Source organism: Algoriphagus aurantiacus (assembly GCF_035156405.1).
Classification (GTDB): Bacteria; Bacteroidota; Bacteroidia; order Cytophagales; family Cyclobacteriaceae; genus Algoriphagus; species Algoriphagus aurantiacus.
On record NZ_JAXRUT010000014.1, the window covers coordinates 44,493 to 69,326 of the forward strand.

Sequence of the window (24,834 nt, forward strand, 5' to 3'; positions counted from 1 at the left end):
CCAGCTTATAGTTTAGCTTTCCTGCACATGCTTCTGATATAATCGGCGGAAATAAAGTGCGAATAGTGTAAGTAAGCCTACGATTATACATCCCAAAACCATTCCTTTCACTAAACGGATTTCAGATCTTTCAAGAGGAAACCTTGGTGAATCGATGATCTGAATCAGGGGAGAATTATTCCGGTGATTGACTTTGGCTATTTCCAAATTTTTGACCACTTCTTCATATACTGCACCTGTAGCCTGCACATCAATCTGCCTCTTTCGAGAATCTATTGTGGCTGACGAAAGTAGGGGATTTGCATTGGGAACCCGATCAGTTGCTGAGGCAAAAGCTCCAATGCTTTCATCCAATAGCTTGCGAACACTATCTGCCTGAGATTGTAGGATAGCCAGATTTTCGCTGGTCTTTTTTGTCTTAGTTTCTAAGTAAAATTCATTTACGTTTTCCACCAAGTGCTCATTGAATGCTTTAGCGTAAGCTTCGTCTTTTGATAGAACAGATACTTGAATTATTGTCAACTTCCTGTCTGGTTTAGCCACAGATAGTTGATTTTCGCGTATGAGTTTGGCGACTTCTTTGACCACAGAATCCTGGGATACGGTAAAGCTTTCTCTGGGAATGGAGAAATCCATTGCTTCAATATCCACTTTCGAGGACCATTTTCTATCAATCTTTTCAAATTCAATAAAGCGGTCTATCAAAAGTTGATCCTCATCAAAAGGACTCAACAAAGCCTCATCAAGCATGCGGTCAGACCGGTAGAGCTCCATGATATTGTCACCTTGAAAAAGTCCACTGGTTCCACCCATTGAGCCCAGATTTACACCTACCAATGAAGCTAAGCCTGACATTTGCCCCATACCTCCTGAATCTCCATCTTCCAGTACAAAAGAAGTAGTAGCAATGAAAATGGGTTTTTTAAAGATTGAAACCAAAGCTCCTAAACCTATGCCCAGCAAGCCGGCTAGAAGCAGAATTTTCCATTTGGAAATGAAATAAGCAATCCAACCAGAGAAGGTTTGAATGACTTCTTTGATCGTAAATTGATTATCCGTAAAGTGCTTTGATCCAGCCATTACTGCCAGTTGATTTGTGAGATAACTAAACCCAAAGTCGCCAATCCGGTAGTTATTCCTACCACCTCACCTAAACGTAGCGGTACTCTCGGCCCTTTAGTTGGTACTATGACTTCAGCTCCAGGCTCTACCGGAGGATAATTTCTGATGCCTAGAAATCCTTTAGTTCGTTTTACCGCCCCATTAGCATAGACTACATAAGTTTGCTTTCTATTAGCTCTACGCTCAAAACCACCTGCACCATTGATATAGTATCTCAAACTGCGTCCCGACTCATGTCTAAGGGTAGTAGGATAAACGACATCTCCTCTCATTCTCACGGTTTGAAATAACTTGGGAACTGAAAGGATATCCCCTTCTTCCAGCAGGAGATCATCTTCAGAGCCAGGGTTTTTCAGAATTTCTACCAAGTCAATCGCAACAGCCTCTGTTTCTTTTAGCTTCACTGCAAATCCAGGTGTTTCAGAGGCTATTTGATCCAAAGACTCTTTTTTGGTTTGTGCCAATTGATTATCTACTGCAGATACAGCTTGTGGAAAGTCAGTTAATAAGCGCTGAAGTAAGTCAGCTTGTGCCTCTGAATTGCTTGGGTCTTCGGCAAGCTTCATTCGCAAACCTTCCAAATTTCTCTGACGACGAAGCTGCTCAGATTCGGTGTTGAAAAATTCTGTACGACGAATTAAAGTTGCTCCTTTGGCATAAGCAAATTGATTGAGCCCTCCAGCACGTTTGATTAGGTCCGAGATTCGCTCTGCACTACTTTGAATTGCAAATATGCCAGGTGAATTAACTTGGCCCTCTACGGCAGTCAACTTCTGCATAGTGAAACTTGCCCTTTTCCTTACTATTACCTGGTCAAATGGAACAAGAGAGGGAGAATTTGGATTATAACCCAAGTCTGGATTTACCTGAGTTGGAATGATATCCGCCAAGGTTCCCAAGTCAGAATCTTCTAGCCTTCTGGCTATTTCTATATCCTGCGAGTTTGCAGATTCCTGAAATCCTCCAGCCATTACAATCAGATCTTCCACTTTCATCTCGGCGGAATAAGGATAAACTCCCGGCTTCTTCACTTCACCTAGTATCTGAACATATTCCTCGTTATTGATATCATAAATACTGGCTATTCGGACTACATCTTCGCGTCGAAGCGGAATATCAGCAATACTACCGTCCAAAACTTCCCGAAGATTTACCTGAATCATTTCTGTGCTTAGGTCGTCTCTAGTCCGTAAAATACTTGCCTGAGTAGTATAAGCATCCCCACGAAGCCCTTCCGCATTTTTCACCAATTGGGAAAGAGTAAGACCTTCGGTCAAAGCAAATGTGCCTTCTCGATATACAGCGCCTTTGATCTGAACACGATTGGAATAGCGATCAAGAATTCGCTGAACAGTGATCTCATCCCCTCCCTTGAGGATGAACATATCAAATTGATTCTGATAAACATCAGACACAGAGCGTTGATTTCCGGTGATTCGGGAAATGGCCACTCGATTTTTAAATGCCTGATCAGTAAATCCTCCAGCATAGTGCAATAGGTCTGTGAATGTATCATCTTCTGCTGCCTCAAAAATCATCGGGCGCTTTACTTCACCTTTGATTTTCACATGGGAAAGAAATGGAGGCACCAGTATAACATCTTGATCCTGAAGCTTCAGGTCAAGTAGGGCAGTGCCATTAATCAATAAATCATAGACATCAATCTCCGCGATTTGCTTATTATTTCTTACCAACTTGATTTTTCTCATGGAGCCATTTTCATTGGGGCCACCCGCTGCGTATAAGGCATTGAAGACTGTGGAAAATGCACTTAGTGTAAATGTACCTGGCAATCTGACTTCACCTAAAATATTAACTTTTATCGAGCCTACATTCCCTAATGTCACTTGGAGAAAAGTATTGGGATTATTCCCAAGAAGACCAGAATAGTACTTCCCAATTCTATTTTTCAGAATTCCAGTAGCTTCCTCTATCGACTTTCCTGACACGGAGACAGGACCGATATTATCCAGAAGAACAAATCCATCTGGATTGACAGTGGCTTCATAATATTGTTCGGATTGCCCATAAATATCTACGTAAATCAAGTCTCCCGAGCCTAGGATATAGCTTTTAGGGGTGGCTTGGTTCAGACTTGGCTCAAAACTCAAGCGCCTGTTCCGTTGATAAAAAAGTGATGAACCAAATATTTCATTTCCATCAGGCTTTTTGGAAGAAACATCTGAAAATTGAAACATACCAAGGGCAATTTCATCCATATCAACCTGCTCACGTGCATCCCGTTTGGATAGTTTTGTGCTTCGGCCGGAGTCTGCTTCATCTTCGTCAATTCTTGCTCTCATCTTCGCTACCTCGCTTAGAGGCATTCCCTGCACTTCGAGGGCTTTGAGAAACTCAGATTTTGTGAGTCCAGCATCATAGGCTCGATCTAGCAAATTCTGAATCTGATCATCTGAAAGTTCATCGACTTTGATTTTATCTGCCTCGTTTATTTCCTGTGCGGAAGTCTGAGGAATCGTGAGCCCTAAAAAGGCTAGAAATATGAAAAAGTAAGAGAATCGTATAATTGATATCATATAGAAAATGTAGTCCCAGGTGATTCAAGAACAAATATGGAGATTAAACCCGCATTATGCATTAGCAAATCTACTACGGCTTCAAACCGCCTCAAAATCAGTCGCTATGCTTCACTTTTCGCTCTCACCGTAGCGGTGCTACGACTCGATCTCCAAAGTGACTGATTTTCTTGCAGTTTGAACCCTCGTTACGAATCCTAATGCATAGTCCAGGTTAAAAATCCATGAATTTCTTAATTCTACCAAATATAGTTCCAAAAACCTGAGTTCTCGCTTCCCTACACAGATAGTCACTCTGTGCAATTCCTACAAATCTCAAGTTTACTGCGGTCGCTAAGCAGTTGTTTTCTAAAGTTTTGATAGGGCAGTGAGGACCAGATTGTAGCTAGGGATTGGGATTTCAATTCACCCATGACATATTCGGCATCTTTGTCAAAACAGCAGGGGACTATCTTTCCATCCCAGGTAGCTACAGCTCCTTGCCACATTCGCCAGCATTTGTTTTCCAATTTCTTCTTAAGCTTCCATTTACCGTTTCCGACAGGCACATATCTGGAATATCCTAATCCAGAAGGGATAAGCTCGGAGCCATTTTCAAAATCATAGATCTGCGTGGTCTTCAATTGTAATTCATCGACCTGCATTTCTTTCGCCCACTGTTTTAATTCGGAAAGTTGATGCTCGTTTTGTCCAGTGACCAGAAACTGCACCACCACACGAGGGAATTTTTGTTCAGACTTTTTTCGTTCAGATAAAAGTAATTTGATTCCCTTCTGCACTTTCTCAAGATTACCACCTACTCGGTATTTTTCATAAATGTCCTGTGTGATCCCATCCATAGAGACGATCAGTTGTTTCAGTCCACTTTGAAGGACTTCATTTACTTGCTTCTCCTGTAAATAATGCGCATTGGTAGAAGTGGAGGTGAAAATGCCTTTTGAATCAGCATAATTGACCATCTCCAAAAAGCGTGGATTCAGAAATGGTTCTCCCTGAAAATATAAATGCAGCCAGGTAAGGTGTCCCCGAACTTGATCAATGATTTTCTTAAATTGTTCTTCTTGAAGCATTCCCGTGTCTCGGGAAAAAGCCCGCAATCCAGAGGGACATTCAGGACATCGTAGGTTACAACTGGTGGTGGGTTCTATAGACAGCGTAGTAGGTTTGCCCCACAGAATTGGTTCTTGTATAATCCGGGAAAGCTGAAATGAACCAGCCAATAAAGCGTAGTTGATGATTTTCTGAAAAGTCAGAAGACGAAAGAATGCATTTGCCGTGATCAGAGTATTTTTCACCGGGTCAAGTACGGAATAGAAATAGGAAGAAGCAATGGCGAAGACTATTTTACCACTTCCAGGACTGAGACAGGTTTGGCTTTATTTTTTAGCGTGATTTCTCCCAATTTTTGAAATGTGAATAAGTGACCAATCTCAGCTGCACATTTTTCAAGCATTAAAATTTGCCCTGGACTAGCAGCATGCTGGAGTCTAGAGGCGATATTTACCACATCTCCAATCACAGTGTAGTCCAATCTTTTCAAGGATTGAGAACCAATATTTCCTGAGACCATTTCTCCTGAGTTCAATCCAATTGATACCTTAGGACTGAAGTTGGACTTTTCAGAGTACATAGGCATTGCGTTCATTTTATCACGGATCGCTACACTGGCCCTGATTGCTCTCTCCATTTGATCTGGCCCTTTGAAAACTGCCATCACAGCATCTCCAATGAATTTGTCCACAGCTCCTTTTTGGTCAATAATTTCACGCACCATAAGATCAAAATATTCATTTAGTAAAGGCACCACGACATTTGGCTCCTCATTTTCTGAAATCTTTGTAAAACCAACCAAATCCACAAAAACTACCGTCGCATTCACGGTTTCATTCTCCATCAGTGAGGTTTCAGACTCTTTACCTACCATGAAATTGAGAACATTCTCATCAACATACATTTTCAAGATATTATTTTCCCTCATGGCGATAAGGGTTGATTTGATCTGATTAATATGCTGAAGTGTCTTCTCTATAGTAATCTCCAAATCCTGAAAATCAACAGGCTTTGTGATGAAATCAAATGCACCTCGATTCATCGCTGTACGGATATTTTCCAAATCTCCATAGGCCGAAATAATCACTGCTTTGAGTAAGGGATTCTGTTCCTTTACCTTACTCAATAGAGTGAGTCCATCCATTTCTGGCATATTGATATCACTGAGGATCATGTCGATATCTGGCTGCTGCTGCAATATCTCTAATGCCTCACGACCATTTAGGGCGAATACAAAATCGTACTCCCCAGTTCGAATCTTACGCCTGAATTTCTGCGTAATAAGGACTTCTAAGTCTGCCTCATCGTCTACTACAAGTATCTTAGACATAGCTTAATGATCTACCTTTGGTTGATGATTTTACCGATTTCCTGTCTTAGCGAATCAAAATCTATCGGCTTTGTGAAAAATTCTTTGGCACCATACTCCATTGCTTTTTTGAAATTTTCAGTGTCTCCATATGCGGAGATCATACTTACATTTATGAAGGGAAATTGGCTTTTGACTTTATTCAATAACTCTAGCCCAGTCATGCCAGGCATATTGATATCTGAAAATACATAAACAACTTGAGGTGGATGTTCGCTATCAATTATGCGAAGCGCCTCATCGCCTGAAAAAGCGAACACAAGTTCTAAAAGTCCACTTCTGACTTCTTTTCTAAACTTCTGACGAAAAAGTAATTCTACGTCTCGCTCATCATCGACTATTAATATTTTTGTCATGGTGTTGGTGATATGGATGGTAATGTTATTTCAAATTTGGTAAATTCTCTCTCTTTAGATAAAATGGATAAGGTGCCTTTATGCGCCTTCACTATATCTTGAGTTATCGACAAGCCGAGACCTGTACCCTCTTTTCCTTTTTTTGTAGTAAAAAATGGTTCTAAAATCCTGTTTAAGATCGGTTCTGGTATTCCGGCACCATTATCCTCTATTTCGGTAATTATTTTATTCTCTTTCTGCTTGGTTCTTACGGTCAGCTTGGGTTGATAGCTGGGGTTTTCTTCACCTTCCAAAAGTGAATTGATCTTGCTTCTCATCGCATCAAAGGCATTATTGCTCAGATTGACAATCACTCTACTGAAATCTTCCGCAATGATAGATACCAATCCTATATCAGGATCCAAATCCCATTCAAAACTTACATTAATAGGATTTTTACTGGCACGCATGCCGTGAAAAGCCAGATTCACAAACTCTTTTACTAAGGCATTTAGATCTGTTGGGGTAAATTCCCCTTGGCCACCTCTGGAATGCATCAACATGGACTTAACTATTCCATCAGCCCGCTTTCCGTGCTGGAGGATTTTTTCAAGATTTGCCTTAATGTCTTGTAACAAGTCATCGATTCCCTTAAGTGTTTCATTTTGCTCAAGCCTTTCTAGTTCCTCTACGATCTCCTCTACATATTCTATACTTACTTCAGAGAAATTGTTTATAAAATTTATCGGATTTTTGATCTCATGAGCGATTCCTGCTGACAATTGGCCAAGGCTTGCTAGTTTCTCCTGCAAAAGTAATTGCTCTTGGAGTTCCTGATACTCTTTCAGGGATTTCTCAAGCTCTAGCGTTCGTACACCAAGCAAGCGTTTTAACTCTTTATTTTCTTCAATACTATCTTGTACCTTATTCATGTTTTTGGGAATCTATCGGTAATCGAATACAAAACTCTGTGCCTTCTCCCTCCTTACTTTCTACAAGAATCTCACCTCCGTGTGCTTTTACAATATCGTAACTTATTGACAAACCTAAGCCAGTACCTTGCCCTGTCGGCTTGGTGGTGAAAAATGGCTGAAATATTTTCTCCTTCACTGACCTAGGAATACCCTTTCCATTGTCTTTAACTGTGATTTCTACCCTATCCTCTTTTCGCTTGGTAGTGAGCTGAACAGATGGTTCATAACCCTCTTTGCTTTCACTCTTTCTTTCCATTACTGCATAAAAAGCATTATTGATTAAATTAAGTAATACTCTACCTAATTCCTGAGCAACGAGTTCGATTTGACCAACTTTGGGGTCATAATCTGTATTCATTGAGGAATTGAATGATTTGTCTTTTGCTCTCAGACCATGGTAGGCCAGACGGAAATATTCATCTGCTAGCATATTGATGTCTGTCAAAACTCGGTTGCCACCACTAACCCTACTATGTTGTAGCATTGCTTTGACTATGGCATCTGCACGCTTACCATGTTGATTTATTTTATCCAAATTCTGCTGAAGATCGACACTGATGGCTTTGGCTTCGTCTATGTCACCTTTTTCTAATTCCTCTCGCATTTCCGCAAGAAGCTCTCCACTTACCTCAGAGAAATTATTGACAAAATTTAATGGATTTTGGATTTCATGGGCAATTCCAGCAGTCAATTCACCTAGAGAGGCCATTTTCTCAGACTGTACAAGCTGACTTTGAGCATTCTTCAGATTGTCAATACTCTTCTTGAGCTGGGCTGTTCGGTGTGATACTCGCTCTTCCAAAATACGATTTTCTTTCTGAAGGTACTTGGACCGCACTTGGACTATAGCATAGATAAACCCTGCCATTAGCGAAGCAAAAATCACGTAAGCTATCCAAGTCTGCCACCAAGGAGGTGAGATGGTGAATTTGATACTTGCCGGCTCGCTCCATAGGCCATTAAAGCCCCGGGTTGCTACTTTGAAAGTATATTCTCCTGGCAAAAGATTATAGTAGTTTTGAGTGGTACTTCTAGCGCTTATTTCCGACCAAGCCTTGTCTTCGCCTTGCAAAATATACCGATATACTATTTTATCCCTTCCCAATACGTCCTGATTCATAAAGGAAAAATTCATGGAATTTTGATCAAATGGAAGTACTAAACCCACTGGCATTTTACTGACCAAATCGACACTATCCCAGTGGATTTGATTCTGAATCAAATAACTACTGTCGTTTGGAATATCTTTTTTGGTATAAAACGCTGTGTGATCGGTATTCCAAATAGAATCTTCATCAGTGAATAGACTTTTGACAAAATTTGTCCCCAGAAAATCAGGATTCTGATCCATGATATTAATTTTAGTAAGTACCACAGCTGGGCGCAGCGTGTCGATCTTCGGAACTTGTGTGTTCACAGACATTATTGGCGCGGCACCCCACCAAACATTCCCGTTTGAAGTGTAAGTTGCAGTCGCCTGGTTATAATCATTAAACGGAAATCCCTCACCTTTTCCATAATTATAAAAGCGCCACATAGATCTTGGATCATCTTTTAGAGGTCGTCTGGCTACTATAATGCCATTATCTGAGCCGATGTGCAGGCCTTCTCCCACTTCCACCATATCGTACATCACAGGCGGATCCAGGCCATGGTCTGGAGTTAAGTTTGTGATTGTGCTACTTGACAAATCAATGATCGAGAATCCAGCATCACCACCGATTACCATTTCACCGTTGTGGGTTTTGATCATAATAGAGGTATAGTCGCTGGTCAAGCCCGTACGCTCACTTAGGTAGCTTACCTGCCCAGATCCTGGATCTACAATATCTACTCCTATATCGTTACCAAGCCAGATTCGACCCTCTTTATCTTCTTCTATCAGCCATACACGGTTGGATGCAAGTCCCGAAAACTCATCAATTTTTTCTAAAGATGTGAGGTCTGGGCTAAATTTTAATACCCCGTCAACTGTTCCCAGCAAAATATTTCCATTGGAGTCACGAATTGACTTCCAAGCGATTCTTGCTACATCTGTATCTAACTCATAAACGAATGCCGTATTAGTATTTAAATTAATAAGCGTGAAACCACCAAAACTGCCCAGCAAGAGTTCATGGTCGGATATCCTAGAAATAGATCGATGGTTGTTGATGTTTGCATTTCCAGGAAACTTCAAGAGATAGATTCGCTCCTTCACAGGATCATAAATATTTATTCCCTCATAAGTCGCCATCCAAACCATGCCATTTGAACCTTCTTCTATACCCCAAACCTCATCATTTACTAAACCGCTGTTTGCATTAAAGTGCTGAGAAAGCATTCCTTCAGGATTAATCAAAAGAACGCCGGTATTTTCTGTTCCAATCCATACGTTACCAATAGCATCAGTCATAGTAGCCGAAGGAAATTCAGAGGTAACAAACCTTGCACCGGTCTGGATTTTCTTGATTTTTTGCATTTCAGGATCGTAGAGAGTAATTGTGTCGTTGTCTGTGATCCAAGCCCTGTTATGCACATCAAAAGTTATCGATAAGGAATTGCCATAAAAACCCTGTTCTGGTCCGAATCTAGTGAGGGTGTTTTCGCCCAAGGAAATGGCAATGGGGCTTTCCTCAAATGATGACACCCAAACTTCACCTGTAGAGCTCTCGGTAAACCCATAGAAAAAAGTACTTGGCTCTATTCCGGCTTTTTTTGAGATAAATTTTACGGACGTACGCTCAGGGTTTAGAACTCCGATTTTGCCTCTCATTGCGAACCAGAGGTTTTTGGACTTATCCTGATAAACTCCTGCATATGTCCTATTACTTTGTTCGCTTAGGAATTTTAATGAATGGAGCTTCTTGGTGGAGGGATCTAGAAAATGTACACCAGAACTAAGATTTCCCAGCCAAAACAATCCTGAGTCATCCTCATTTATCCTGGCAAACTGTGTCCCAATCTGATAATTTGTTATCAAGCTATGATTAATGTCAAGGACATAGACACCTGATAATTGGGATAAAATCAGCAAGCTGCCATCATTTCCAATCTCCAAATCAACAATAGTATCTATTAGTCCATCTGGATTGCGGGGTAGCACATTATAATTTTCAAACTGATCTCCAGTAAACTTCGACAGACCTAGCTCAGTAGATATCCAAATAATTCCATTGAGATCAGTTACTATCGCGTAAACTCTATTTCCAATTAAGCCCTCTGTCTGCCCTATTCTCAATATTCCTGCATTGGACAAGTCTGATTTGGAAAGAAATGCCAATTTGGTGATCTGTGGTTCTAGAAGTAGTTGTTTTTTGACAGGAATGGCTACTCCTGGAATTGTATCCAGGTTTAGCTGTATCTCTTCGTCATCTTCCCAAGCAATCTGAATAGCTTGAGGAGGAGATTTCAGAGGTTTAAAATCCATTATGTCAAATGGCTTAGAAGGGAGCTTACTAAAATCAATTGGATGGTTTACTGGTTTAGGCACCTTTTCCGAAGGAATTTTATTCCATTTTAAAGGTTTTCCAATTGGTATTTCAAAAGGCTTCACGAGAGGTTTTTGGTATTGGGAAGGGTTCTCCGGAAAAGGAACTTCATGCCCTTGTTGGCATGCTGTAGCCAATGCTATCAGACTTAGAATGTAGAAATAACTAAATATAAGATGATAGCTTTGATTCATAGTGTTATAAAAAACGGCTTTAAAACCTTTTCCGCAATAGCTTTTGGAATGCCCTTATCAAGAATGGTTGGTACTAACGTCCTAATCGGCTGCTCCTCAAAACAAGAAAACAGAAGTAACACACCTTTCAGAAAAAAGAGAAAGTTTCTCATCGTAAAAACTCAAGTTGGTATATATCTTTTGGCTTAGATATCCAGAAAATAATTTCAGAAGGTAAATATATTTTATGCTATATAAAATGCTTTTCAAAAAACAATTTTTGCACTTTTTTGATATTGATTCAACTGTTTTAAATTCTTGAAAACGCTTTATTCCTTCGTTATTCAAATTATTGAACAATAATTTGAAATTTGAAAAGTCCAATTTTGAAATTTCTTTTTATGGTTGATATCCTAGTAAGTTTTAAAGGGAAATAAGAAATTCGGTCCAGGATTCTTCACCATTTTCCAATGCTCCGATGTGACTAGTCACAGTCAATTCTCCACCATGTACTTTCACAATATCATAACTCAGTGAAAGGCCTAAGCCGGTACCCAACCCGGTTGGTTTGGTGGTGAAAAAAGGTTGAAATATCTTTTCCTTTACAGCATCTGGCATACCTGTGCCATTATCCTTCACCCTGATTTCAATGCCATGACTTGTTCTCTTTGTCGTCAGCCACACAGTGGGCTTATAGCTGTTGAAAAGATCTGAATTTCCAAGTTCCGCCAATTGGTTTTTCTTTTCGGATACTGCGTAAAAGGCATTATTTACCAAATTCAGAATCACCCTTCCCATTTCCTGAGGCACCACATTTACAGTACCTATAGCCTCGTCAAAGTCAGTTTCCATACTGGCATTGAATGATTTGTCTTTGGCTCTGAGTCCATGATAGGATAGGCGAAGATATTCGTCTGCCAGTTCATTGATATCAGTCGGCTCTTTCACTCCACTGCTACTGCGGCTATGCTGGAGCATTCCTTTCACGATTGCATCTGCCCGCTTTCCATGGTGGATAATTTTCTCCTCATTGCCTTCGATATCCCTCACAATTAGTCTTATCTCGTCTAAATCTCCTTTTTCCAATTCGACTTTCAACTCACCGAGAAGCTCCCTGTTCAATTCAGAAAAATTGGTTACAAAATTCAGTGGGTTTTGAATTTCATGGGCTATTCCTGCTGTGAGCTCACCGAGAGAAGCCATTTTTTCGGATTGTATCAGTTGGGATTGGGTAGCTTTGAGTTCATGAAGCGTCTTCTCCAATGCTTCTTTTTGAGCGGTGATTTCTGCTGTCCGCTCAGCTACTTGTATTTCCAATGCATCCTTTAGTTTCTGCGACTGCTTAAATTGAAGTTCTTGCTGAGCTGCCTTTATCCGCTCTATTTCCAGAGCTTTACGCTGTTTGCGGTTGATTATAAATTGAGCTACCAGCCATATCCATGTAAATAGCTGCGCTGTCTTGAACCAAGCTTCATAGCTTTCATAAAAATCAGGAGCAACAAGCTCCGTAAAATTCTGAAGAATGTAGATTAAAATTAAAGGGAAAACGGCATAGACAAAATGTTTCAGCGGAGCAAATACCTTTTGATTATATGCCGCATAAACAATATATAACGATGCTGCATGAGAAACCCACGTCAAGAAACCTCTTAGTGAATGAAAGGTTAGCTGGATAACCAGTAGAATAATTGCGGCGACTAAACACTTAAAAAAAAACTTTTGCCACTCAGGATAAACCTGCTTAGTCTGCTCATGGGTTTGCAGATACCTAAAGGCAATAATCAGAAGTATAAAATCCATGTAAACAGAGCTTGAATTAAAAATAAGGACTAAGTAATAGGCAAAATAATAATAATTTCAGAAGAAGATGCCTTTGAATACTTAGTCTGTTTAACTTTGTCGTTTTCCTATATCTCCTCTATCACCGCAAAGTAAAATCGCCAGGCATTAATAATTTGACATGCATCAAGTGTGATATTATCCAATTTTTCCATCTCCGTTGATGTCTTTGCCTGATTGTTCTTCTAGAATTTTTAAGGCATTAACCAATAATTCTCTTGTATTGGCCAATTCCCATTCTAGGTTTCTGACTCTCGCCTCCAGTGTTTCGGCTTTCGTTTTATGATCTTGGATTTGACTTTGCTGAATTAGATTCCAAAATAGTCCCATATGTTACTTTAAATTTTGATTTATTTTTTATTTCAATGATCGTTAAACCATTATAACCGAAGCAGATTTTCTGATCAGCATACTTAAACGACAATCCTCCGTAAGTATAGAGTTTATTGCTCTTACCATTTTCGGAAGCTTTTAGGGAGCATAGCGCTAAGAGATTTTCATGCTATTCATTGTTCTTTGGAAGTAGCTTTACCAAGTAGTATATTAAAGTAAGTGCCAGTATAAAAATAAGAATTCCCGTCTTCTCGTATCCTGTTAGGTTAGAAAGGAAAAAGAGAATAATTCCTGCTGATAAAATGGGAGCGGTATACCCAAATGGAATTTTGAAATTCTCTGAAATACCTTTATCCATTTTCCTCAACTTAATTACTGATAACGCTACCCCTAAATAGACCAATAGCATACTTGCTGAAGCGATCACAGCCAATTGACGAAAACCTCCAATAGCAGCAAGTGTAAAACCAATTCCCGCATAAAGTAAAATCGATACATAAGGAGTTTTAAATTTGGGATGGATAGCAGCCAATTTTTCCAAAGGAATAACCCGATCGCTTGCCAAACCAAAGATCACTCTTGGCAGGTTCAATATTTCTCCACTCAGCATCCCAAACATAGATACTCCTGCGCCGATCAACAAGAGCGTGTAGCCTATTGGCCCGAACACCACATTTGCTACGGATGCTAAGGGAGCTTCCTTAAATTGCGGTAGCTGATCTCCCAAGACTCCCTGAGAAACAGTTTGAATTAGAATGTAGAGGATCAACACGAATGTGATGCCTATGAAAATAGCCTTAGGAACTGTTTTCTGTGGATTTTTGATTTCGCCTCCCACAGTAAGCCCTGCATCTCCACCCTGAAAAGCAAAGAATAATATCAAGGAAGCCTCACCAAAAGTTGCGAATGAAGGAGCTGTCTCCCAATATAAATTTGCCAGAGAAACATCTTTCCAACTGAAAAATATCAGCAAGATCAATGGTGTAAGTTTCGCGACAGTATTGATTTTCACCAATCCAATTCCTTGCCTCACCCCAATCACATTCAATAAGCATAAGCCACCAAAAATCAAAAACAGGAGTAAAACCCTGATGAATTGATTATTGAAAACCGGGAATGCCAACCCGATTAATTCAATTAAAGCATTTGCTACTGCCGCATCAGAAAAGGCACTGCCCATTACCATAAATACCGCAGCCAAAAATCCAGTATAAGGTCCAAAAGCAGTTTCGACATAGGCATATCCTCCTCCTGAACGGGTTACTTTGCTTCCCGCCTCTGCGAAACACAGCATCACCAAAGCAATCAGGAATCCGCAGAATAGGTAAACAAAGATTCCCGATGACCCCATGATTTCGGCTACAATAGCCGGCAGCACGAAAATTCCCGCCCCTACAATGATATTGATGATATTAGCCGAAAGACCCCATACACCTATTTCCCGCTTTAACCCTATTTCTTTATCCATGGTAATAAGCAGCCTTAATAGCCTCTGGCGCCTCCATCTTCACTGGAAGAATCAGCAGCACCTGTGTATAGTTTTGTGGAAGCATCGTAAGTAATACCCATCAGCACACCGATATTAGTGGTAGGAGTGAGTGTATGTCCCATTTTTTCCAGTGCATCTCTAGTATCCGGGGAAAGCAAATTACGCTCATACAAAATACGATCTGGCAACCATTGATGATGGATTTTCATAGCTTCTATCGCCCGATCTACACGCATATCATAAGCTAGGACATTCAATACCGTCTGGAAAACGGTATTAATAATTGTCCTTCCCCCTGGGCTTCCGATTACCAAATATGGTTTTCCGTCTTTTGCCACGATTGTCGGGGTCATACTGGATAGCATGCGTTTTTCAGGAGCTACCAAATTAGGATCAGAGCCTATCTGTCCCGTTGTAGTAGTCACTCCAGGTACTGGATTAAAATCCCCCATTTCATTGTTGAAAATAAAGCCCAATTTCTCTGAACCCATTTTCACCCCATATGAATTTTCTAAAGTATAAGTCATCGAGATAGCATTACCCTCTTTGTCTACAACCGAAAAATGAGTGGTATTATCTCCTCCATACGGATGTCCAAATTGAGCTGGATCAGAGATGGACGCTTTGCTCATATCAAGATTTTCAAATCGCTTCTTCGCAAATTCCTTGGAGAGTAATCTGTCCAAAGGCATATCAAGATTGAAATCAGGGTCACCTAAGTACTCCGCCCGATCAGCAAAAGCTCTTCTCATCGCCTCAGCTACCAGATGAACGTAGGCAGTGGAGTTGAATTCCACTTGAGAGATATTGGCTTCTTGCATAAGATTCAACATTTCGATCAGCGCAACTCCCCCTGAACTTGGTGGAGGCATGGAATATATCTCATAGCCGTTGAAAGTGCCCTTTACAGGCTCTCGCTCCACAGCTTCATATTTCTCCAAATCCTCACGGGTAATGATGCCGCCATTGGCTTTCATATAATCTTCGATTTCCTGAGCCACCCAGCCTTTGTAGAATCCATCTCTTCCTTTCTTTTGGATTTCCTTCAAAGTTTTTGCCAGTGCAGCTTGTTTCCAGGTTTCTCCCGGCTTTACGATCTCTCCATTTTCTCCATGAAAATAATTTTTCATAATATCCTCTGACGGATTGCGATCTGTCATTCGAACGGCAGCATTGTAGAGGCCAAAAGACATAGTGAATCCATGCTTGGCTAGTTTTACGGAGGGTTTTACCAATTCTGCCCAAGGGAGTTTTCCATATTTTTGATGAGCTTGATAGAGTCCGGCCACCGTTCCGGGGACGCCCACGGCTAAAAGTCCCTTATGATTTGAATTATCCTTAATGTCTCCATTATCATCCAGAAACATGGTTGGGCTTGCTGCCAAAGGAGCTTTTTCGCGAAAATCAAAAGTGGTGACTTCTCCATTTGATTTCATAAATATTATAAAGCCTCCGCCACCGATATTCCCTGCTTCTGGATGCGTCACTTCCAGCGCAAAAGCTGTAGCGACGGCAGCATCTATGGCATTTCCCCCTTTTTTCAATATGTCTACACCAATTTGTGAGGAGATCACATGATCAGATACAACCATTCCATTTTCAGCATAGGTCTGGGCATTTGCTGAATTGATGAGTAAGAAAAGAAGCATTGAACAGCCAAATGCGACATTTCTGATGAAGTGTTTTTTCATGTGTTTATAATTGTTTTCTAATGGTCACATAGCCTGTCCCGAACTCGATTAGGGAGAATCTCTCATGGTTTACAATCATCCCTTTGTGTGTTGCCTGAAACATGCTCGATTTCATGTAATTTATAGGTTGAGTTAGTGGTTTGGGTAAAAATAAGAGAAAATCCCAGATCCTATTATGAAGTTGTGATTAGCGGAAAATTTCTATTGCTGTTCAAAGAATATTACTTAGATGCCAATTTCACTTTCTTGGATCCAGACGAAGGAATTCAGGTTAAATTTTTTCAAACTTCTCCACTGTCAACTCCGACTTCACTTCTCCGGTATGCTTCGTGCTTTGAGGTTCGAACAGTAGAATCCATGCTTCCTCTTCTGCCACAGGCTATGTTCTACACCCCGTGGAATTACAAGCATTTCCCCTTCATTCAACGTAATTGACTCCCCTTCCAAATCAATCTTGAGTGTTCCTTTTATGATCAGAAATAGCTCGTCTTCGTTGGTGTGATTATGCCAAACAAACTCACCTTGGACTTTGGCCAATTTAACATCCTGACCATTTAGCTCTCCGATTATTTTCGGAGACCAAAGCTCCTTTATCAGGTCAAATTTCTCGTTGATGTTTACCTTTTCCATGATATGCTACTTTTCCAAATATTCCATCAAACTCGTATTCACAATATAATTCCAACCTTTTTCAAATTGTTCTTTTTGAAGAGCTGGTATGGCTGGATCAAATGGAACCTCGAAAAAATGACAAAGTTTTAATTCTGTTCGGTTGGGAGCTTGGGAAATAAGTAGCCAGGTCAAAATAGAATAGCCTATATAGCCTGGATATTCCCAGCTATGCACTAATTTTCTGCCATTCACTACATCATTGATTTTTCCTCTGTGAAGCCAGATTTTGGCTGCGGGATCGCCCGCTTCCCATTCAAATACCTGACCCACCTCTAACTTCCATTTGGGGCCAAAATCAAAATACCATTTTTTCTGCTCTGCGGGATTTACGAGTGCTTCCCAAACCCTGCCAATCGGAGCCTCAAAGATCCGGGTCAATTCGATTTTTTCTTCAGATGAATTCATGATCATTTGTTTTGAACTGAAACTTATTCAAATTTCATTTTCTGAATCCGTATCGCATTCAGGATTGCCAGCAGCGCTACTCCCACATCGGCAAAAACAGCTGCCCACATCGTTGCCAATCCCAGTGCTCCTAGAATCAATACAAGGACTTTTATGCCAAAAGCAAAACCTATATTCTGCCAGACGATTTGCTTCGTCTTTTTACCAATAGAAATTGCCATTGGAATTTTACTGGGTTTATCATCTTGGATCACTACGTCCGCTGTCTCAATAGTTGCATCGCTGCCCAGGCCTCCCATGGCTATTCCCACATCCGAAATTGCCACAACGGGTGCATCATTTACTCCATCTCCGACAAAAGCAACGGTTCCTTTTTGGGCTTTGATCTCCTTGACTTTGTCCACCTTATCCTCTGGGAGTAATTCACCAAATGAATTGGGAATGCTCAACTGGTCCGCCACAAATTTTACCACGTTGCTTTTGTCTCCACTCAGCATGGTGATGCCAATATTCATGGATTTCAAGCGATCAATCGTCTGCTGAGCATCCACTTTTATGCGATCTGCGATAGTCAAATAGCCTGCGAATTTTCTCCCGTATGCTATCGCCACCATTGTATAGACTATTTTGGTAGTGTCTAGAGTATAGGGTATTGAAAACTTATCCATCAACTTGAAATTCCCAATAAGTAATTCTTTGCCCTCAACTTGAGCTTTCAACCCATGTCCTGCAATTTCCACTACATTCTCTAATACAATCTCAGAATCAATCGCTCCTACATAATCCTTGACTGCTGTGGAAATAGGATGGGTACTTTTGTTTTCCAGCGCATTGACGAAATCAAGGATTTTTGTTTTCTCAAATTCAGGCTGAAGATGGATTTCATGCACCTTGAAGACTCCTTCCGTCATTGTACCCGTTTTGTCCATCACCACTTCTTTGATCTCTGCCAGACTATCCAAGAAATTGCTTCCTTTGAACAAAATGCCATTTTTACTTGCTGCCCCAATTCCCCCAAAATATCCAAGCGGAATACTGATCACCAGTCCGCATGGACAGGAAATCACCAGAAAAATCAACGCTCGATAAAGCCAATCGCTGAACTCATAATCCTGCACAAAAAGATAGGGGAGAAAACAAATTGCAATAGCGAGATAAACCACTATTGGTGTATAGATTTTGGCAAATTTTCTGATGAAAAGTTCCGTCGGTGCTTTTTGTGCAGTGGCGTTTTGCACCAGTTCTAAAATCCTTGAAAGTTTACTGTCTTTGTAAGCTGTCGTTACTTTGACTTGGGACACGGTATTCAGATTCACCATTCCTGCCAAAACTAAAGCGCCTTTCTCCTTGGAATCAGGCTTGCTTTCTCCAGTCAAAGCAGAAGTATTAAATGATGCTCTCTCCGATAGTAACTCTCCATCCAAGCCTAGCTTTTCTCCAGGCTTCAATTGAATAATATCTCCAATTTTTGCCTGCGTAGCTTTGATGGTACTAGTAGCGTTCCCTTCCAAAATAGTCACTTCATCAGGTCGCTGATCGAGCAAGGTTTTTATATTGGTTTTCGCTTTTCTAACGGCCATTCCCTGAAAAACTTCACCAACTGAATAAAACAACATCACCGCCACTCCTTCAGGATATTCTCCTATAGCAAATGCACCAATCGTAGCAATTCCCATCAGAAAAAATTCCGAAAACACATCGCCCTTGGTTATGCTCTTCAACGCCTCTTTAAGTACAGGCAGCCCAACAGGAATATAGGCAATGAGATACCAGCCTAATCTTACGTAACCGGAAAACCAATCTTGGGGAAAAACATGGTCTAAGCCAAGACCCAAAATCAAGATGACAAATGAAAAAATAGCTGGCGTAAAGAATTTCAACATACTTTCACTCTCCGCCACGGAGTGATCATGGTCATGACCGTCATCGTGCGCATGCTCTTGGTGGTCTGCCTTCTGTTCAACAGCACAACAGTCTTTATCTTTAACTTCCAATTAGCTCTTTGTTTAGTTTTTTTCCATTAAGTTCATCACTTGGTCAATTGGCAATTGCTCAACCCGGTGCCCTTCTTTTCCTTCCATACTTTGCGCAGCAAACAACGAATTGATAATCGCCTCTTCGGTAGCTTCTATCACTGCCATAAACAAGCCTGACATATCATCATTTCTTACAAATTCTGCTGTTTCCAGCGTTCCATTTTGAGAAGTGTAAGGAATGCGAAGCCCTTCTGCAGTGCTAAATGCAATCACATAATCTCCTGAGCCGTTTGACGCAATACCGCCGGTTTTTGCCAGTCCCATCATAGCGCGCTTTGCCATCCGCTCCAGATTCCTATCTAGAACCGGAGCATCAGTAGCAATCACAATCATGCAGCTTCCATCCGATTTTTCCATAGCATCCCGAAAGGGATATTTGCCCATTTTCTCGCCAACTGGAACACCATCGATCTGCAGATTCCCTCCAAAATTGGTTTGAACCAACACACCAACTGTATATCCTCCCATACGCTCAGGAAGTTTTCTCGATGAAGTTCCTATACCGCCTTTCCAGCCAAAACAAACCGTCCCTGTCCCTGCACCTACATTTCCTTCAGCGACTTTACCTGACTCGGCAGACTGAATGGCTTCCACTACTTCTACAGGTGAAATATGCATTCCACGGATATCATTCAAGTAGCCATCATTCGTCTCACCCACCACAGCATTCACGGATTGGACATTCTCATTTCCTTTTTGTTCCAGCGTATACCGAGCCGTTCCTTCAATTCCAGCGGCCACACTTAGTGTATTGGTAAGAATAATCGGTGTCTCAATGTTGCCGAGCTCTTGTACCTGCGTAGTTCCTGCAAGTTTCCCAAATCCATTGCCCACGTAAATAGCCGCAGGAACTTTTTGCTGAAAAATGTTTCCATCATGGGGCAATATTGCGGTTATTCCCGTGCGGATATTGTCACCTTCTATCTTGGTTAGATGGCCCACTTTTACTCCGCGCACATCGGTGATTGCATTTAACGAACCTGTAGGAAGGACTCCGAAAATGATTCCTTTTTCACGGGGTCTTTCTTGGGCAAATGAGCTGAAAACAGAGGAAATTAAGAGGATAATCAGGAAACAGGTTTTTTTCATAGCCGGTGATTTCCCGAATTTAAACTTTATGTCTTCACCAAAAAACCACTTAGCGAAGCAATTCACCCAATAGTCAATATTTCAGCTTCATTTCAGTCAGATTTGAACTTCTACTATATCTTAATCGGATGAATGCATGTGCCAGAATTATGTCTGGTTATAATCATGGGGAAATCCCCCTCCCCCCTTTTAAGAAAGGGGGAATTGCCAAATTTGAACTTCTAGCATTAACCCCAAAGACACAAGTGCAGTTAAGCGGATACACATAATATACTATTCTGGTTTATGGGAAATTTCTAATCGTATAAAATATTATTCAACCTATTTTTTCGCTGACAAATGGGATTGGTGTGCGCATCTTTTAAATTAGCATTTTGCTTAGCAATCAGAATTAATGCATGAATTAGGGACTTCCCTAATGGGAATGAAAATTCAAATTAGATGTACATTCTGGAAAAGCAAGATGAATTGTTACAGTGCCCACTGTGCAAATCTCTGTGAACTCAGTGGTTAAAAACTCACAAGAAAATGCTGAAAAAAGAACGCTACGAAGCCATCATCAACCACTTTCGTCAGAATATGCCAATTGCAGAAACGGAACTTCAATATGAAAATCCCTTCCAGCTGTTGATGGCAGTTGTACTTTCAGCACAGTGTACTGACAAAAGAATCAACATGGTCACCCCAGCCTTATTTAAGAAATTCCCTGAACCTGAGTTTTTGGCAGCTTCGAATTTTGATGAGCTTTTTCCCTACATCAAGACCGTATCTTACCCGAATAATAAAACCAAGCATCTTTTAGGATTGGGCAAAATGCTTGTCGAGGATTTCGGTGGAGAAGTGCCCTCTACTGTTCCAGAATTGATCAAGCTTCCGGGTGTGGGTAGAAAAACAGCCAATGTGATTACTTCGGTAGTCTGGAATCAACCAAATATGGCCGTCGATACTCATGTTTTCCGAGTTTCGAAAAGACTTGGCTTAGTATCCCAGACGGCCAAAACACCTTTGGAAGTCGAAAAGCAACTCATCCGACACATTCCCAAAGAGTATGTACATATCGCTCATCATTGGCTTATCTTGCATGGTAGATATGTGTGTCTGGCGCGTCGTCCAAAGTGTGAGGAATGCTCACTGACTCATTTATGCAGGTACTTTGAGAAAAGTCAAGGCAAGATCACCAAAGTTGAAATGGAAAATTAATGTGTGGAATTCACCTGATTTGGGGAAAGGGAGCGAATGAGCAGGCAATTAACAGCATGCTTGAGCATAGCATGCACCGTGGCCCCGATCAGCATGGCAGCTTTAGCCCGTGGCCGGGTCTTTGGATTGGGGTAAATCGGTTAAAGGTTTTACACACAGGCTCTGAAGCTGACCAACCCTTCATGGCTCCAGATGGGAATTCTCTACTGATTTGGAATGGGGAACTCTACAATTATCAGCAAATCCGAAATCTCCTGATTCAGATGGGGATTGCCTTCGTCACACAATCAGACACAGAAGTAGTTCTGCATGTTCTTCGTGTTTTTGGAGCAAAAGGCTTGGAGAAACTTCATGGTATGTTTGCCTTGATTTTTGTGGACTTGGCTGAAAAATCTGTGCTTGTAGCTCGTGATAGGAATGGGGAAAAACCCATTTATTATGCTCAAAACCCAGATACACTGTTCATTTCTTCTGAATGTAGTAGCATTCAAAGCCTGAAGTCTTCTGCGATAGATGCTAGGCAATATGAGTCTTATTTCTATCTCAGAGCGCCACTCTTAGGCAATACTTTTTATAAGGGCATTCATGAATGGAAACCTGAGCGCTTCAGCAAAATCTTGAGTCATTCAGCTTTTCATTGGGAAAATATTCCGAATGGATATAAGCGCTCTTCCGAACCAACTTTTGACATATTTAAGAAGACTCTTACCGATATCGTCATCAATCAATTTCATGCTGATGTACCAGTTGGAGTTCAGCTAAGTGGAGGAGCCGATAGCTCATTGCTTTACGCACTTTGGTATAAAAAAACCGGGACAATTTTGCCTTCCTATACAATCCAGATAGAGCATAGCTATCGGAAGAAATATGCAGATGGGGATTCTGCAACACACTTCGCAAAGCAATTTCCTTCAAAGCATAATCTTATAGAAATTGATCAAAGAATTTTTTGGGAAAGCTGGGATGAATACTTGAAATCAATAGATCAGCCAATTGGAGATTCGGCAGGGTTTCTAAATTGGATGATTGGAAAAGAAGCGAAACAGTCCGTGAAAGTTTTGATTTCAGGAGCTGGAGCAGACGAGCTTTGGGGAGGTTATCAGCGACATAAAGCCTTTCATTTTTACCAAAAGCATAAAGGTATCTTACTGAGATTTCAAGGTCTTTTGGAGGAATTCCCACTCGGGAGAAGATATCAGAAGTTTGCTTCTGCCATTAGTGCAGATCCTCGTAAGACCTTTCTCAATTTCTCAGCTTTGGGAAATATCCCAGATGATTTGATTGAAGATTACGACAGGATTTTTAATCGAACTTTACCTGAATATTCTCAAATGCTGGATTTTGACAGACAAGTATATCTAGTTCAAGATGTACTGAAAATCCAAGACAATTCTTTGATGGCGCATAGCATAGAGTGCAGGTCACCGTATTTGGATGCTTCCATGCTGCAATTATGGAGAAATGTAAAAAATGAAGAATTGCTAAAAGGTAAACCATGGATCAGGCAATTACTTAAGGAACTTGATCTAGCATGGATAGCTGAACGTAGGAAAATGGGATTTGGGCTTCCTCTGCAAGAATGGTTTTCAGAGCAGGGAGAATTTTCCAAGCGTGTTTTCAGTTCTATCCAATCGTTCGAAAAAACTCATGGCGAACAATTCCCTGAAAAGATGAGATCACTAGCCGCTAAACCTGAACTTGGCGTAAAACATCATTTTTTAACCCTTTACAATTTATTTTTACTAGCAGAATGGGTGAAATTGCATAAGCTATGAGGATCATTTATATCCATCAATATTTCAAAACTCCCGCCGAAGGGGGAGCCGTCCGTTCTTATCACCTAGCGAAAGGACTGGTGGATATAGGCCATGACGTGGAAATGATCACGGGGGGATCGCAAACTGGCTACGATCAACAATGGATAGACGGAATCAAAGTCCATTATCTTCCAGTGAACTACAACCAGGAATTCGGGTTTTTTAGGCGTATTTTATCCTTTTTGAGTTACGTGCGCCAAGCTAAGAAATTAATTAAAAAGCTTCCTAGACCTGATTTATTGTACGTCACTTCCACTCCGCTGACCACAGGATTAATCGGGCTTTGGGCGAAAAAGACTCTAGCGATTCCTTATATTTTTGAAGTCAGAGATCTATGGCCACAGGCGCCCATTGAAGTGGGGGCTATCAAAAATCCACTGTTGAAACGAAGCTTAATATCATTAGAGAAAAAGATCTATCAGCAAGCCTTAAGTTTAGTAGCACTGTCTCCAGGTATTGCAGAACACTTACGAAAAGTTACTCCAAAACAACAAATTCATTTGATTCCAAATTTCTCCGATTTGGATAGTTTTTTCCCTGTAGATAAAAGTGAAAATCTACTAAGAAAATATGGGCTGGTGGATTCTCTGACAATTGCTTACACAGGAGCTTTGGGACGGATAAATGCTGTAGAAGAACTCTTAACGCTAGCTGAACTGTCAATTAATCGAGGCAAAAGTTGGCAGTTTTTAATCATGGGACAAGGAAGTCATGAGACTCAACTAAAAAAAATCGCTTCAGAAAATTCACTTTCTAACGTCCATTTCATTCCTTTTGGTTCAAAGGAAAAAGTTAATGAGATACTCAGTTTGGCTGACTTTGCATGGATATCTTTTGCCCATTTGCCAGTGCTAAAAACCAACAGTCCCAATAAATTTTTTGATGCAATAGCAGCAGGAAAGGCTATCATGGTCAACCACAAAGGGTGGGTATATGATTTGGTTAAGAATCACCAACTTGGAGTGACTTGCCTCCCTTCAAAAATAGAGATAGCTATTTCGATGCTTGAAGAACTGGAGCAAGCTCCCCATCAACTCGCAATAATGGGTAAGAATTCAAGGAAATTAGCTGAACAGCATTTTACTAAAGAACATGCGATTGCTCATTTAAAACAAATAATTTCTTTTGGAAAGAATCCTCCTGCCCCCCATGATGGAGTGATCATTTTAGCAGGTTGAGATCTTGTTTTATCAACTTTTTTTGACCGACTTACCTATTTTTATAACTAGACCT

At 40.7% G+C, this 24,834-nt stretch carries 18 protein-coding genes; 3 read left to right on the forward strand and 15 right to left on the reverse strand.

Annotation, left to right across the window (positions count from 1 at the left end; genetic code table 11):
- Positions 1–12: 12 nt before the first annotated feature.
- The 15 genes from SYJ56_RS14535 to SYJ56_RS14605 all read right to left on the reverse strand — a co-directional run bounded on the left by SYJ56_RS14535 (position 13) and on the right by SYJ56_RS14605 (position 20,584).
- On the reverse strand, positions 13–1,080 hold the full coding sequence (locus SYJ56_RS14535) for an exopolysaccharide biosynthesis protein (protein ID WP_323835281.1): 1,068 nt from the start codon (positions 1,078–1,080) through the stop codon (positions 13–15).
- The gene (locus SYJ56_RS14540; RefSeq protein ID WP_323835283.1) at positions 1,080–3,659 is read right to left on the reverse strand and encodes an SLBB domain-containing protein; all 2,580 of its coding nucleotides are present in this window, start codon (positions 3,657–3,659) and stop codon (positions 1,080–1,082) included. The genes SYJ56_RS14535 and SYJ56_RS14540 overlap by 1 nt, the downstream gene beginning before the upstream one ends.
- A 290-nt stretch (positions 3,660–3,949) precedes the next feature.
- The gene (locus SYJ56_RS14545) at positions 3,950–4,954 is read right to left on the reverse strand and encodes a radical SAM/SPASM domain-containing protein (protein WP_323835285.1); all 1,005 of its coding nucleotides are present in this window, start codon (positions 4,952–4,954) and stop codon (positions 3,950–3,952) included.
- A gap of 44 nt (positions 4,955–4,998) precedes the next feature.
- Entirely contained in the window at positions 4,999–6,039 is a 1,041-nt protein-coding gene (locus tag SYJ56_RS14550) for an adenylate/guanylate cyclase domain-containing protein (protein WP_323835287.1), read from the reverse strand.
- Between the two features lie 11 nt (positions 6,040–6,050).
- Positions 6,051–6,434, reverse strand: coding sequence for a response regulator (locus tag SYJ56_RS14555; protein ID WP_323835289.1), 384 nt, complete (start codon positions 6,432–6,434; stop codon positions 6,051–6,053).
- The gene (locus SYJ56_RS14560) at positions 6,431–7,345 is read right to left on the reverse strand and encodes a sensor histidine kinase (protein WP_323835291.1); all 915 of its coding nucleotides are present in this window, start codon (positions 7,343–7,345) and stop codon (positions 6,431–6,433) included. The genes SYJ56_RS14555 and SYJ56_RS14560 overlap by 4 nt, the downstream gene beginning before the upstream one ends.
- Positions 7,338–11,051 (reverse strand): sensor histidine kinase, encoded by a 3,714-nt coding sequence (locus tag SYJ56_RS14565; protein ID WP_323835293.1) that lies wholly within the window; start codon positions 11,049–11,051, stop codon positions 7,338–7,340. The genes SYJ56_RS14560 and SYJ56_RS14565 overlap by 8 nt, the downstream gene beginning before the upstream one ends.
- A 402-nt stretch (positions 11,052–11,453) precedes the next feature.
- On the reverse strand, positions 11,454–12,830 hold the full coding sequence (locus SYJ56_RS14570) for a sensor histidine kinase (protein WP_323835295.1): 1,377 nt from the start codon (positions 12,828–12,830) through the stop codon (positions 11,454–11,456).
- Positions 12,831–13,007: 177 nt separating this feature from the next.
- Positions 13,008–13,199, reverse strand: a complete 192-nt coding sequence (locus SYJ56_RS14575) for a hypothetical protein (RefSeq protein ID WP_323835297.1) — start codon at positions 13,197–13,199, stop codon at positions 13,008–13,010.
- A 172-nt stretch (positions 13,200–13,371) separates the two neighbouring features.
- Positions 13,372–14,670, reverse strand: coding sequence for an APC family permease (locus SYJ56_RS14580; RefSeq protein WP_323835299.1), 1,299 nt, complete (start codon positions 14,668–14,670; stop codon positions 13,372–13,374).
- Between the two features lie 14 nt (positions 14,671–14,684).
- Positions 14,685–16,382, reverse strand: a complete 1,698-nt coding sequence (ggt, locus tag SYJ56_RS14585; RefSeq protein WP_323835301.1) for a gamma-glutamyltransferase — start codon at positions 16,380–16,382, stop codon at positions 14,685–14,687.
- Positions 16,383–16,691: 309 nt separating this feature from the next.
- Positions 16,692–17,012 carry a cupin domain-containing protein gene (locus SYJ56_RS14590; protein ID WP_323835303.1) on the reverse strand — a complete coding sequence of 107 codons (321 nt, stop codon included), beginning with the start codon at positions 17,010–17,012 and terminating at the stop codon, positions 16,692–16,694.
- 6 nt (positions 17,013–17,018) lie between these two features.
- Entirely contained in the window at positions 17,019–17,459 is a 441-nt protein-coding gene (locus SYJ56_RS14595) for an SRPBCC family protein (RefSeq protein ID WP_323835305.1), read from the reverse strand.
- A 23-nt stretch (positions 17,460–17,482) separates the two neighbouring features.
- Positions 17,483–19,342 carry a heavy metal translocating P-type ATPase gene (locus tag SYJ56_RS14600; RefSeq protein WP_323835458.1) on the reverse strand — a complete coding sequence of 620 codons (1,860 nt, stop codon included), beginning with the start codon at positions 19,340–19,342 and terminating at the stop codon, positions 17,483–17,485.
- A gap of 123 nt (positions 19,343–19,465) precedes the next feature.
- Positions 19,466–20,584: a P1 family peptidase gene (locus SYJ56_RS14605; protein WP_323835307.1), complete on the reverse strand. Its 1,119-nt coding sequence runs from the start codon at positions 20,582–20,584 to the stop codon at positions 19,466–19,468.
- A 528-nt stretch (positions 20,585–21,112) separates the two neighbouring features.
- On the opposite strand from SYJ56_RS14605, the gene nth reads away from it, so the two are divergent.
- The 3 genes from nth to SYJ56_RS14620 are packed head-to-tail and all read left to right on the forward strand — an operon-like array spanning position 21,113 to position 24,779.
- The gene (gene nth / locus SYJ56_RS14610) at positions 21,113–21,784 is read left to right on the forward strand and encodes an endonuclease III (RefSeq protein WP_323835309.1); all 672 of its coding nucleotides are present in this window, start codon (positions 21,113–21,115) and stop codon (positions 21,782–21,784) included.
- A complete protein-coding gene (asnB, locus tag SYJ56_RS14615) occupies positions 21,784–23,559 on the forward strand; it encodes an asparagine synthase (glutamine-hydrolyzing) (RefSeq protein WP_323835311.1) in 1,776 nt (591 codons plus the stop codon). The genes nth and asnB overlap by 1 nt, the downstream gene beginning before the upstream one ends.
- Complete coding sequence (locus SYJ56_RS14620) at positions 23,556–24,779, forward strand: glycosyltransferase family 4 protein (RefSeq protein WP_323835313.1); 1,224 nt, start codon at positions 23,556–23,558, stop codon at positions 24,777–24,779. Before asnB ends, SYJ56_RS14620 begins: the two co-directional genes overlap by 4 nt.
- Positions 24,780–24,834 lie beyond the last annotated feature (55 nt).

Excerpts from the sequence above, each read along its gene's own strand:
- SYJ56_RS14550 (WP_323835287.1), bottom strand. The coding sequence starts at position 6,039 with ATGTCTAAGATACTTGTAGTAGACGATGAGGCAGACTTAGAAGTCCTT.
- SYJ56_RS14580 (WP_323835299.1), bottom strand. The coding sequence starts at position 14,670 with ATGGATAAAGAAATAGGGTTAAAGCGGGAAATAGGTGTATGGGGTCTT.
- SYJ56_RS14570 (WP_323835295.1), bottom strand. The coding sequence starts at position 12,830 with ATGGATTTTATACTTCTGATTATTGCCTTTAGGTATCTGCAAACCCAT.
- SYJ56_RS14565 (WP_323835293.1), bottom strand. The coding sequence starts at position 11,051 with ATGAATCAAAGCTATCATCTTATATTTAGTTATTTCTACATTCTAAGT.
- SYJ56_RS14620 (WP_323835313.1), top strand. The coding sequence starts at position 23,556 with ATGAGGATCATTTATATCCATCAATATTTCAAAACTCCCGCCGAAGGG.
- SYJ56_RS14590 (WP_323835303.1), bottom strand. The coding sequence starts at position 17,012 with ATGGAAAAGGTAAACATCAACGAGAAATTTGACCTGATAAAGGAGCTT.
- asnB (WP_323835311.1), top strand. The coding sequence starts at position 21,784 with ATGTGTGGAATTCACCTGATTTGGGGAAAGGGAGCGAATGAGCAGGCA.
- SYJ56_RS14535 (WP_323835281.1), bottom strand. The coding sequence starts at position 1,080 with ATGGCTGGATCAAAGCACTTTACGGATAATCAATTTACGATCAAAGAA.
- SYJ56_RS14540 (WP_323835283.1), bottom strand. The coding sequence starts at position 3,659 with ATGATATCAATTATACGATTCTCTTACTTTTTCATATTTCTAGCCTTT.
- ggt (WP_323835301.1), bottom strand. The coding sequence starts at position 16,382 with ATGAAAAAACACTTCATCAGAAATGTCGCATTTGGCTGTTCAATGCTT.
- SYJ56_RS14555 (WP_323835289.1), bottom strand. The coding sequence starts at position 6,434 with ATGACAAAAATATTAATAGTCGATGATGAGCGAGACGTAGAATTACTT.
- SYJ56_RS14575 (WP_323835297.1), bottom strand. The coding sequence starts at position 13,199 with ATGGGACTATTTTGGAATCTAATTCAGCAAAGTCAAATCCAAGATCAT.
- SYJ56_RS14605 (WP_323835307.1), bottom strand. The coding sequence starts at position 20,584 with ATGAAAAAAACCTGTTTCCTGATTATCCTCTTAATTTCCTCTGTTTTC.
- SYJ56_RS14595 (WP_323835305.1), bottom strand. The coding sequence starts at position 17,459 with ATGAATTCATCTGAAGAAAAAATCGAATTGACCCGGATCTTTGAGGCT.
- nth (WP_323835309.1), top strand. The coding sequence starts at position 21,113 with ATGCTGAAAAAAGAACGCTACGAAGCCATCATCAACCACTTTCGTCAG.
- SYJ56_RS14560 (WP_323835291.1), bottom strand. The coding sequence starts at position 7,345 with ATGAATAAGGTACAAGATAGTATTGAAGAAAATAAAGAGTTAAAACGC.
- SYJ56_RS14600 (WP_323835458.1), bottom strand. The coding sequence starts at position 19,342 with ATGTTGAAATTCTTTACGCCAGCTATTTTTTCATTTGTCATCTTGATT.